Origin of the sequence: Massilia sp. GER05, assembly GCF_052056005.1 — a bacterium.
Lineage (GTDB): Bacteria > Pseudomonadota > Gammaproteobacteria > Burkholderiales > Burkholderiaceae_D > Telluria > Telluria orientalis.
In genome coordinates, this window is the sequence record NZ_CP178858.1 from 2,132,047 (window position 1) to 2,143,352 (window position 11,306).

10 protein-coding genes and 1 tRNA gene are annotated in these 11,306 nt (G+C 65.8%); 5 read left to right on the forward strand and 6 right to left on the reverse strand.

Annotation, left to right across the window (positions count from 1 at the left end; genetic code table 11):
• Positions 1-85: 85 nt before the first annotated feature.
• Both ACL58G_RS09615 and ACL58G_RS09620 read left to right on the forward strand, forming a co-directional pair.
• Complete coding sequence (locus ACL58G_RS09615; RefSeq protein WP_440966525.1) at positions 86-1,087, forward strand: class 1 fructose-bisphosphatase; 1,002 nt, start codon at positions 86-88, stop codon at positions 1,085-1,087.
• 178 nt (positions 1,088-1,265) lie between these two features.
• A tRNA-Thr gene (locus ACL58G_RS09620) sits at positions 1,266-1,341 on the forward strand.
• Between the two features lie 159 nt (positions 1,342-1,500).
• Here the strand turns inward: ACL58G_RS09620 and ACL58G_RS09625 are convergent.
• Genes ACL58G_RS09625 through ACL58G_RS09635 form a run of 3 tightly spaced genes read right to left on the reverse strand, consistent with a single transcriptional unit; the run spans position 1,501 to position 2,898 of the window.
• Entirely contained in the window at positions 1,501-1,878 is a 378-nt protein-coding gene (locus ACL58G_RS09625; RefSeq protein WP_413382737.1) for a hypothetical protein, read from the reverse strand.
• A complete protein-coding gene (locus ACL58G_RS09630; RefSeq protein ID WP_413382740.1) occupies positions 1,875-2,396 on the reverse strand; it encodes a penicillin-insensitive murein endopeptidase in 522 nt (173 codons plus the stop codon). Before ACL58G_RS09630 ends, ACL58G_RS09625 begins: the two co-directional genes overlap by 4 nt.
• A 10-nt stretch (positions 2,397-2,406) precedes the next feature.
• Positions 2,407-2,898 (reverse strand): Hcp family type VI secretion system effector, encoded by a 492-nt coding sequence (locus tag ACL58G_RS09635; RefSeq protein WP_440966527.1) that lies wholly within the window; start codon positions 2,896-2,898, stop codon positions 2,407-2,409.
• Between the two features lie 271 nt (positions 2,899-3,169).
• Here ACL58G_RS09635 and ACL58G_RS09640 point away from each other — a divergent pair, with 271 nt between their 5' ends.
• The 3 genes from ACL58G_RS09640 (at position 3,170) to ACL58G_RS09650 (ending at position 6,466) form a co-directional block, all read left to right on the forward strand.
• Complete coding sequence (locus ACL58G_RS09640) at positions 3,170-4,177, forward strand: MBOAT family O-acyltransferase (RefSeq protein ID WP_413382745.1); 1,008 nt, start codon at positions 3,170-3,172, stop codon at positions 4,175-4,177.
• A gap of 15 nt (positions 4,178-4,192) precedes the next feature.
• Positions 4,193-5,473: a hypothetical protein gene (locus tag ACL58G_RS09645; RefSeq protein ID WP_440966529.1), complete on the forward strand. Its 1,281-nt coding sequence runs from the start codon at positions 4,193-4,195 to the stop codon at positions 5,471-5,473.
• 225 nt (positions 5,474-5,698) lie between these two features.
• Entirely contained in the window at positions 5,699-6,466 is a 768-nt protein-coding gene (locus ACL58G_RS09650) for a hypothetical protein (RefSeq protein WP_440966530.1), read from the forward strand.
• A 65-nt stretch (positions 6,467-6,531) separates the two neighbouring features.
• Here the strand turns inward: ACL58G_RS09650 and ACL58G_RS09655 are convergent, their stop codons facing one another.
• The 3 genes from ACL58G_RS09655 to ACL58G_RS09665 are packed head-to-tail and all read right to left on the reverse strand — an operon-like array spanning position 6,532 to position 11,163.
• On the reverse strand, positions 6,532-9,648 hold the full coding sequence (locus tag ACL58G_RS09655) for an efflux RND transporter permease subunit (protein ID WP_413382757.1): 3,117 nt from the start codon (positions 9,646-9,648) through the stop codon (positions 6,532-6,534).
• Between the two features lie 10 nt (positions 9,649-9,658).
• Positions 9,659-10,807, reverse strand: a complete 1,149-nt coding sequence (locus ACL58G_RS09660; protein ID WP_440966532.1) for an efflux RND transporter periplasmic adaptor subunit — start codon at positions 10,805-10,807, stop codon at positions 9,659-9,661.
• Positions 10,808-10,812: 5 nt separating this feature from the next.
• Positions 10,813-11,163 carry a DUF3147 family protein gene (locus tag ACL58G_RS09665; RefSeq protein WP_413382763.1) on the reverse strand — a complete coding sequence of 117 codons (351 nt, stop codon included), beginning with the start codon at positions 11,161-11,163 and terminating at the stop codon, positions 10,813-10,815.
• Positions 11,164-11,306: the final 143 nt, after the last annotated feature.

Genomic DNA, 11,306 nt, shown 5'->3' on the forward strand with positions numbered 1-11,306 from the left:
ACATGACGGACCGTAGGGTGGGAGGCCTCCGCCCACCATTGCGCAACCACCGCAATAACGAATTTCCACAAACCAAAGGAAGTCCATGAAACGTGTCAGCCTGACGCAATACCTCGTCGAGGAACAGCGTCTCCACAACAATATCCCGGCATCGCTGCGCCTCCTGATCGAGGTGGTGGCCCGCGCCTGCAAGACCATTTCCCACTCGGTCGGCAAGGGCGCGCTCGGCGACATCCTCGGCAGCGCGAACACGGAGAACATCCAGGGCGAGGTGCAGAAGAAGCTCGACGTGATCTCCAACGAGATCCTGCTCGAAGCCAATGAATGGGGCGGCCACCTGGCGGCGATGGCATCGGAAGAAATGGAATCCATCCACCCGATTCCGAACCGCTATCCGATGGGCGAATACATGCTGCTGTTCGATCCGCTGGACGGCTCGTCGAACATCGACGTCAACGTCTCCATCGGCACCATCTTCTCCGTGCTGAAGGCGCCGGAAGGCATGACGGCCCCGACCGAAGCCGACTTCATGCAGGCCGGCAGCAAGCAGGTCGCAGCCGGCTATGCCGTGTACGGCCCGCAGACGATGCTGGTGCTGACCACGGGCGCGGGCGTCAACTGCTTCACGCTGGACCGCGAGATGGGTTCCTGGGTCCTCACGCAGAAGGACCTGCAGATCCCGGAAGAGACGAAGGAATTCGCCATCAACATGTCGAACCAGCGCCACTGGTATCCGCCCGTCACGCGCTATGTCGACGAAATGTTGGCTGGTAAAACCGGCCCGCGCGGCAAGGATTTCAACATGCGCTGGATCGCCTCGATGGTGGCCGACGTGCACCGCATCCTGAACCGCGGCGGCATCTTCATGTACCCGGCCGACCAGCGCGACCCGTCGCAGCCGGGCAAGCTGCGCCTGATGTACGAAGCGAACCCGATGGCCTTCATCGTCGAGCAGGCGGGCGGCGCCGCGACGGACGGCAAACAGCGCATCCTCGACATCGCGCCGCAGAAACTGCACCAGCGCGTGCCCGTGTTCCTGGGCTCGAAGAGCGAGGTGGAACGCGTGACGAGCTACCACCAGGAATAATTTTCAGCGTGTCCGCATAAAATTGCCGAGCCGGACTAGCAAGTTTGCGGAGTTGTTGTTAGAATGCGGGCTCCTTCGCGCTGCAGCTCATCTGATGAGCGAAGCGCGCGAGACCTCGGGTCGCCAACAGTCTGATGGCAGGTAGCACGGACACAGGTTAAACGGTTGTTCCGGTTTAGCCGCTGTAGCTCAGTCGGTAGAGCAGCGCATTCGTAATGCGAAGGTCACCAGTTCGATTCCGGTCAGCGGCACCAAAATTCAGCAGTAAGATCAAAGGGTTACAGGCGAAAGCGTGTAACCCTTTTTTCTTTTCGGCGCCACTCTCGGGCTTGTGTAACCGCTGTGTAAGCCGCGTGCACCTATACTGTTGGCCAAGGTGGATACGAAGTTGATCCACCAAACCCGACATGCGATCAGCAGATCGACCCGTTCGTGCTCTTGCCTGTTGGTACGTCAAGACCAAAATAGCAAGAATATCCCTCCTTCTCGGTGTAGGTGCAGGAGAGGTCGCCTTTGTTCCTCTCTCGGTAATCCTCGGCACCGCTACAAGGGGTCTTTGTGTCTGGCCCAATCTGGTCGAACAGCCCCTTCGCGAGTGGCCCCTTGAACATGAACGCCACCTTCTGGTCCTTTTTCGTTGGGGGCATCATGTCACCCAGCTCGCCGCCGTACACTTGGTAGTCGCCCTTCAGCGGCTTCGGGCGGCCGTCCCAGGCTTCCGGCTTCTCGGCGGCCTGGGCTAGCGTGTACAGGGCAAAGGCCGCGACGATGAACACCGCGCGCGCGCTCATGATGCGTACCTCGGCCAGAGCTCGACGTGGAAGTGGTCGTTGTGGTTTATGACAGTCTTCACGCGCGCGGGACCTAGCGCTTTTTGCGCCACCTCGTCATTGAAAAAAACGATCCTCGTCCACGGGTGATCTAGGAACAGACGAATCAGCGTGACCGTGGCCTCCTGGTCGTACACCTTGTCCTTGTAGTTGCAGCGAGCGCCTTGGCCCGTCACGTAGTCTTTGCGCACCGGGCGGCAGTCCATCTCGATACCGAGCTGGTGCGTTTTGTGTCCGTCGAACGGCTCGCCTCCGTCGATGCTGATGTTCCCGATCCCGAACTTCCGGTCACACATGGCTTGCCACTCTCGTTCGATCTGGAAAATGAAACTGAGCATGTTGGGGTGGGCGTACTGCGCCAGATGGCCGGTGCCAGGCACTTGGTGCAGGTTCCCGTACACGTAGTAGCCCGCATCCTCGGGCGCTTGCGGCAGCATGAAGTAGCCGCGCTGGTCTTTCGGTTGAATCGGGATCGCCATGGCGAGTTCCTTAAGCGCACTTCTTGGCAGCAAGGTCCCAGCCACCGGAGGTGCTGCCACTGGCGCCCCCGCTGATCTTCTGCTGGGTATAAGTCCACTTGACCTTGGAAAAGCACAGTCCTATCTCGTCCTGGACCAGGCCGCCGTCACGCATTACCTGATCCATATGGGAGATCATGACGTTGTCCAGCTCGATCTGATAGTACTTCACCGGTTTGCCGTCACCGTCGGCTCGCATGAATTCCAGCTTGGCTTTCGGGATCGTTTTACCTGTCGAGCAGTGCTGCATCAGGACAGGTGATGCAAGGTCAGCCAGCTTGGTGAGAGACAACGTACGGTGTTCGCTGTGCCCGGCCGTATGGCCGCCGGCAGTCGATACGCTGGTGCTCCTGGGTTGCGTTACGCCCCAATGAGCGGAGGCGATCTCGATCCAGCCCTGATGCGCAAAATCGGCCGATTCTCCTTTGATGCCATCAATTTGCAAATATGCATCGATTGCCATGTCTGATCTCCGATGAGTTGAGTGCATCGAACATTCTTCTGTAGTCAGTCGTGTCGACGGTTGGGACGGCGCAATCGATTGGCGAGATAGGTTTGCTGCTTTGTGTTATTGCAAGCATGTCTTTCTGCCTTGGTCGCGCCGTTTTGCTTGTTGTCAGCCTGCCTCATCCTGTATTGATGACAAGGAAACGATGCTATATTGCCGGGATGGCCAAGATGAGACCGTCCGGCCTGACGCCGCCCCAGCCGTTTTTCCTACCCGACCGGTCGCGATGCTCTTTAATTCCTTCACGTTCCTGCTCCTGTTCCTGCCCGGCACCGCGATCGGCTACTTCCTGCTGGCACGCAGGATTCACGTCCAGGCCGCCGCTTGGCTGGCGCTCGCGTCGCTGACGTTTTATGGCTGGTGGAGCTATTACTACATTCCGCTGCTGCTGGGCTCCATCGTCTTCAACTACTGGATCGGGCAGCGCATCGGGCACGCGGCCGGTCCGGCGCGAAGGCGGTGGCGGCCGGCGGCCGTGGCCACCGACCTGGGCCTGCTCGCCTATTACAAGTACGCCAACATCGTCGATTTCTGGCGCCGTTGGCACATGACCCTGTCGCGCTTCCTGCGCGACTACCTGTACGTGCCGCTGGGCGGCAACCGCAAGGGACCCGTGCGCCGCTACGTCAACCTGATGACGACGATGCTGCTGGGCGGCCTGTGGCATGGCGCGGGCATGAACTTCGTCATCTGGGGCGCGCTGCACGGCATCTATCTCGTGATCAACCACGGCTGGAATGCGGTGGCCGACAGGCTGCGCCTGCCGCGCGGCCGCGCCTGGGCCGTGTTCAGCTGGGCGCTGACGTTCGCGGCCGTGTGCGTGGCGTGGGTGTTCTTCCGCGCCACCAGCTTCGACAAGGCGATGACGATCCTGCACGGCATGGCCGGCCTCGACGGCATCGGCCTGCCGGCGTCGATCGGCCTGCAGCTCGGACCGCTGAAGGCGCTGCTCGAGCAATGGGGCGTGACGTTCTACCTGGGCGGCGGGTCGCGCTTCATCGAGACGTGGCAATGGGTCGTCATCGGCGGCTTCATCGCGTTCTGCCTGCCCAATACCCAGCAGATCATGGGCCGCTACGAAGCGGCGCTCGGCACGATGGCCGGGCCGCGCCTGGCCGCCCGCTGGCAGCTCTGGCAGCCGTCGCGGCGCTGGAGCTTGTATATCGGGGCGATCCTGCTCGGCAGCCTGCTGTCGCTCAGCCGTCCCGCCGAATTCCTGTATTTCCAGTTCTAAGTCCGGGGGAGCCCAATGGAACAGATCCAACGCTACGACGACGAGGCCCCGGTCCTGGTGGGAGCGCCGGCGACCGCCGCGGCGCAAGCCCCAGTGTCCTACAAACGCTTCACCGCATGGTGCGCGACGGTCGTCGGTGCCGGCGTGCTGCTGGTGACGGGCTTCGTGGCCGTCATCGACCCCTACCACCTGTACGGGTTCGTCGACAGCCCGGCACTGAACCACGTGAAGCCGTTGCCGGAACAGTACCGCGAGCAGATCAAGCTGGCCCAGGCCACGGCCGTGCGGCCCGACCTGATCCTGCTGGGAAATTCGCGCGTCGAAGTCGGCCTCGATCCGGACAGCCCGCAGGTGAGCGCGCATGGCCGCACGGCGTACAACATGGGGCTCTCGGGCACGAGCCTGACCACCTCCGAGCGCATGTACGTGCAGCTGCGCGAGAGCGCGGCGCCGGCCGCGATGGCCGTGATCGGCGTCGAGTTCCTGGATTTCCTCGTCAAGCCGGACGAAGCCCCGGCGCCGCCTGCGTCCAGCGGACCGTTGCCGTGGCAATGGCGGTTCGATACGCTGTTCTCGATCAAGTCCGTGTCCGACGCGCTGCGTACCGTGCGCCTGCAGAAGGCGGCCGATCCGGAGACCATGACGGGGCGCGGCCAGACCCCGCTGCGCAATTACCACCAGTTCGCGCGCCAGGAGGGCTATTACGCGATCTTCCAGCAAAAGGCCGGGGACAACGCGAAGAACCTCGTGCGCAAGCCGCACAACCTGTTCGTTGCCGGCACGAACCGTTCGGAAAGCATCGATCGCCTGCGCACGCTGCTGGACACGATGGCGCGCGACCGCACCGAGGTACACCTGGTGATCTACCCGTACCACGCGCAGTTGATGGCCATGTTCGAGGAAGCCGGCCTGCAATCCACCATGGACGACTGGAAGCAGCTGCTGGTGCGCGAGGCGGACGCCGTGCGCGCCCGCTATCCGAATGCCCGCATCAACGTGTGGGACTTCAGCGGCTATGGCGGCATGCGCTGCGAACGCATCCCGGCCCCCGGCGACACGCATACGGCGACGCGCTGGTACTGGGAAGCCGGCCACTTCAAGTCGACGCTGGGCGAGCGCATCCTGCAGCGCATCCTCGGCGGCGAAACGGCGTTCGGCTTCCGCCTCGGCGCGGACACGCTGGCCGCCAACCGCCAGCGCATCGCCGCCGAGCGCGCGCAATGCGCCGGTGACTATCCGCAAGTCTTTGCCGGTGCGCGCGACCTCGTCGCGCACGCCCGCGTGTCCGCGCCCTGAGCGTCGCGCTCTCTTCCGTCCTGCGCTTTGTTATATAGCGCACAGTCCGGATCGACTAAAAGTTATATTTTTTTTATTGAGACACCGCATTGCGTCGGTGTCGCTCCGACATCGCGCTTGGGCGCGACGTGAAGGACCGCCTATCGGTCGAACTTTTGAACGGATGCACGGTCAAGAAGATCGGTTATCTCCGCATTGGTCAAAATCTTACAAGAGGAATTCATCATGGATAATCAGAAGTCGAGCGAAGCAAAAGGCAGCAACCTGGGTTCGGGCAACCAGGGCAAGGACAGCAACCTGCCGAACGCCAGCGGCTCGGGCAATATGGGCAGCGCGGCCGGTTCGGGCAGCCTGAACAAGAGCAGCCAGCAGAGCCAGGGCAAGGACCAGCAGAGCTCGACAACCGGCAGCAGCACCGGCGGCGCCACCGCGTCCAGCACCGGCGCCGTGGGCGGCACCAGCAATGCCGGCAGCGCATCGTCGTCGGGTCCGGGTTCCATGGGTTCGATGAGCGCCTCTGGCTCCAGCGCCAGCGGCACGAACTCGAGCATCGGCGGCAGCTCGCTGGGTTCGAGCAGCAGCGGCAGCCAGAACAGCCAGAGCGCCGGCGCCGCCACCGGCTCGGGCATGGGTGGCGATTCGAAGGACCTGGGTGCGCAAGTGAATGCCCGCGCGCAAGGCCTGCACGATTCGATCGACAAGGCCGCCGACGCCGCCAAGCCGATGGTCGACAAGGCCGTCAACAGCGTGCAGCCGGTCGTCGACCGCCTGGCCTCCAGCGCCCACGCCGGCGTCGACAAGCTGCAGGGCGTGCTGAGCGGCGCCTCGCTGAACCTGGGCCAGCGCCAGCAACAGCTGACCGACGCCTATGGCCAGTGGAAGGAAGCCAGCTTCGAGTACGTGCGCCAGAAACCGGGCACCGCCATCGCCATCGCCGCAGCCGCCGGCTTCGTGCTGGCCAAGCTGCTGGGTGGCCGCAACCGCGATTACTGATCGCGCCTGCGCGCCTGCGCGCCTGCGCGCCTGTGAAAAAGCCGGCAACGCGCCGGCTTTTTCTTTTACTTCACCACGGTTTCCCGGCTCGGCACCGGCGGATGCGGATGCCGCCGCAGCCGCTGCGCCAGGCGTCCGAACCAGTGCTCGATGTCGTCGACGTAGGTGAACACGGCCGGCACGACCAGCAGGCTCAGCAAGGTCGACGTGATCAGGCCGCCGATCACCGCGACCGCCATCGGCGAGCGGAAGCTCGGGTCGCCCGACAGGCCCAGCGCCAGCGGCAGCATGCCGGCGCCCATCGCGATCGTCGTCATGACGATCGGGCGGCTTCGCTTGTGGCAGGCGTCGACGAGCGCGTCGAAGCGGTTCATGCCGGCCTTGCGCGCGAGGATCGCGTAGTCGACGAGCAGGATCGAGTTCTTCGTCACGATCCCCATCAGCATGATCAGGCCGATCATCGTCGGCATCGACAGCGCGTTACGCGTGAGCAGCAGCGCGACGAACGCGCCGCCGATCGACAGCGGCAGCGCCGCAAGAATCGTCACCGGCTGCAGGAAGTCCGTGAACAGCAGCACCAGCACGCCGTAGATGCACAGCACGCCGATCAGCATCGCGAGGCCGAAGCTGGCGAACAGGTTCTGCATCTCCTGCGCGTCGCCCAGTTCCGCGATCGACACGTTCGGCGGCAACTCCTTCAGCGCGGGCAGGGCGCGCGCTTCCGCGTTCACCTCGCCCAGCGAGCGGCCGTTGAGCTCCACTTCCAGCGTCACGTTGCGGCTGCGGTTCAGGCGGTCGATCTGCGCCGGGCCGCTTTCCATCGTGATGGTCGCCACGTTCGCCAGCAGCACCGGGCCGTTCTTGCCGGGCACCGTCAGGCGGCCGATGGCATCCAGGTCCGCGCGCACGGTGTCCGGCAGTTTTACGCGGATCGGCACCTGGCGCTCCGACACGTTCATCTTCGACAGTACCTGGTCGTAGTCGCCGGCGGTGGCCACGCGCACGGTCTCGCCGATGCTCGCCGCCGTCACGCCCAGGTCCGCGGCGCGCGCAAAATCGGGGCGCACGATGATTTCCGGGCGCACGAGCGACGCGCTGGAACTGACGTTGCCGACGCCAGGCAGCGTGCGCAGTTCGCGCTCGGCGCGGCGGGCGGCGGCCGTCAGCGCAACCGGATCCTCGCTGCGCAGCACGAGCTGCATCTTGACGCCCGTGTCGGGCGGGCCGACCGTGAAGCGGGCGCCGGGGACGTCGGCCAGGCGCGCGCGCAGCGCCGATTCGACGGCCGACAGTTTTTCCTTGCGGTCCGCGCGCGCGACGGTGGTCACCGTCAGCACGGCGCGCCGCGCTTCGGCCGCCGCGCCGGGCGCGAACGCGTCGCCGCTGGAACCGCCGCCGATCGAGCTGAACACGCCCTTGACGTTCGGCGTGCCCATCGCCACTTGGCGCACCCGTTCCGCGACGGCGCGCGTCTCCGCCAGGGTGGACCCGGGCGGCAGCTCGACGTTGATCTGCGTTTGCGAGCGGTCGGCGGGCGGTACGAAGCCGGTCGGCAGCAGCGGCACGAGCGAGATCGAGCCGACGAAGAACAGCGCGGCCGCGATCATCGTCAGGCCGCGGTGGCGCAGGCACCACTGCATCGTGCGCATGTAGCGGCGCATGATCGCGCCGTCGCGCTCCTCCGCGTGCGGCAGCGGTTTCAGGAGATACGCGGCCATCATCGGCGTCAGCAGGCGCGCGACGAGCAACGACGCGAGGATCGCCAGCACGGCCGTCCAGCCGAACTGCTTGAAGAATTTGCCGGGGATGCCGCTCATGAACGCGGTCGGCAGGAACACGGCGACGAGCGAGAACGTCGTTGCGATCACGGCCATGCCGATTTCGTCGGCCGCTTCCAGCGCGGCCTGCATCGGCGTTTTCCCCATGCGCAGGTGGCGCGAGATGTTCTCGATCTCGACGATCGCATCGTCCACGAGCACGCCGACGACGAGCGCCAGCGACAGCAGCGTGACCATGTTCAGCGTGTAGCCGAACAGGTATTGGCCGAGGAACGCGGGGATCACGGACAGCGGCAGCGCGGCCGCCGCGACGAGCGTCGCGCGCCAGTCGCGCAGGAACCACCACACGACCAGCACCGCGAGCACGGCGCCCTCGTACAGCATTTCCATCGACGCGTCGAAGTTGTCCTCGACGGGCGCCGCGTTGTCGATCGTTTCGCGCAGCACGACGTTGCCGTGCTTTTGCTGCAGCTCGGCGACGGCCTTGCGCACGCCGTTCGCGACGTCCATCTCGCCAGCGCCGCGCGTGCGGAAGATTTCGAAGGCGACGACCGGTTTGCCGTCCTGCTCCGCGATGGCGCGCGGCTCGGCGACCGTGTCGGACACCGTCGCGATCTCGTTCAGGCGCACGTGGCGGCCGTCCGGCAGCGGGATCTCCATGCGCGCCAGTTCCTGCGCCGTCTGCACGGTCGCCAGCGTGCGCACGGATTGCTCGGCGCCGCTCACGTCGCCGCGGCCGCCCGGTTCCTCGCGCTGCACGTTGCGCAGCAGGCGCGAGACGTCCAGTGCCGACACGCGCAGCGCGGCCATCTTCTGGTCGTCGAGCTCCACGCGCACTTCGCGGTAGACGCCGCCCACGCGCTTGACCGCGCCGACGCCCGGCACGCTGAGCAGGCGTTTGGACACCGTGTTGTCGACGAACCAGCTCAGGTCGGGCGCGTCGAGCGCCGGCTTGCCGTGCGCGTCGGCCGCCTGCGCCGTGAACGTGAGCACGACGCGGCCCGCGGTCGTCGTCTTCGTCACGCTCGGGTCGCGCATCTCCGCGGGCAGGTCGGCGCGCACGCGCGAGACGGCGTCGCGCACGTCGTTGACGGCGTCCGACAGGTCTTTCTCGAGGATGAACTCGACGGTGATCGTGGCCACGCCGTCCAGCACGCGCGCATAGATGTTCTTGACGCCCTGGAGGGTCGCGACCGAGTCCTCGATCTTGCGTGCCACCTCCGTCTCCAGCTGCGCCGGCGCGGCGCCGTCGAGCGTCGCGACGACGGTGACGATGGGCAGTTCGATGTCCGGGAAGTCCTGCACCTTGTTCGCCTTGAACGCCAGGATGCCGGCGAAGGTGAGGAGGGCGAACAGCATGATCGCCGGGATCGGGTTGCGGATCGAGAGCGCGGAAAAATTCATGACCGTGCCCTCAACGCGCCGCCAGCGCCGCCGGCGCGGACGCCGGCGCGTTGCGTACCAGATCGCCATCGTTGAGGAAGCCGGCGCCGCTCGTGACGACCAGCGCGTCCGCGGGCAGGCCGTCCGTCACTTCGACGCGGTCGTCGAGCCGGCGGCCCGTCGTGACTTTCAACTGGCTCACGCGGCCGTCCGCATTCAGGCGGAATACGTACGCGAAGCCGTCGCGCACGGCGACGGCCTGCTGCGGCACCGTCAGCGCGGCCGACTCCCCCAGCGCGAACTGGCCGCTGGCGAACATGCCGGCCTTCAGCGGCGCATTGGCCGACAGCGCCGGCGGCAGGTCGACGTAGACGAGGGCGACGCGGCTCTGCGCATCGACGGTCGGCGCGACCGTGCGCACCCGGCCCTGCACCCTGGTGCCGCCGGCGGCCTGCACGACGGCCTTCTGGCCCGGCTTGATGCGCGGGAGCTCGGCGGCCGTCACCTCGGCGCGCCATTCCAGGCGGCCCTGGCGGATCATGCGGAACATCTCCGCGCCCACGCCGGCGACGGCGCCCACGGTGGCGTTGCGCGCGGAGATCACGCCGGCATCCGGCGCGACGATCTTCGTGTACTTCAGGCGCAGCTGTTGTTGTGCCAGCGTCGCCTTCGCGGACGCCACGCGCGCGGCGGCCGTGCGCTCGGCCGTCATGTATTGCGTGATCTGCTGTTCGCTGAGCGCGCCCGAGCTTTGCAGGGCGCGCGCCCGCTTCGCATCGGCGCGGGCGGCGGACGCATTCGCCTCCGCTTCCTGGACGGCGGCTTTCGCCTGCGCGACGTCCGCCTCGACCGGCGCCGCATCGAACACGGCGAGCACCTCGCCCTTCTTGACGACGTCGCCCACGTTGACCTTCACCTCCTGCAGGCGCAGACCGTTCGACTCGCTGCCGATCACGGCTTCCTGCCACGCGGCGACGTTGCCGTTGGCGGCAAAGCTGAGCGGCAGGCGCGATTGCTCCGGCTTCGCCGTCGTGACGGTCAGCGCGGGGCGCGGGGCCGCCGCCTTCTTGTCGTCGGCGGCATTGCTGGAGACGAGCACGCCCACGGTGCTGGCCAGGATAGCGGCGATGGAGACGGCGAGGGCGGGCCGGGACATGCGGCGGAGTTGGGCGGGAGTCATGGCGTTCAAAGTAGATGGATGCCGAAGCGTTTCAGCAGAAGGGCGAACAGGAGTATGCTGGCCACCGTGATCGCGATCCCCGCGCCCAGCGCCGGCCAGAAGCCGAGGCGCGCCAGCAGCCACGGGAAGGCGGCGAACATGGGGAGGGTCGGGATCACGTACCACAGCGTGTACCAGGCGTGGTTGGCGATCTTTTCCTGGGGCTGGCGTTCGACGTGCAGCCAGATCAGCGTCAGCACGGTCACGAGCGGCAGGGACGCGACCAGGCCGCCGAGGCGGTCGGAGCGCGCGGCAGCTTCCGACACCAGGACGACGACGGCGGCGCTGATCAGGTATTTCAAGACGATCCAGGACATGGTGGAACCAGAAGTCAAACTGCGACAGTGTAACAAAGCACACTCGAGGACGCCTGTTCCGTACGGTCCCGGCTGTCATGTTCCGTTACAAATCCTTACCACTGAAACGTCGCGTCGATATTCCCGCTCATCCATTCGCGGTT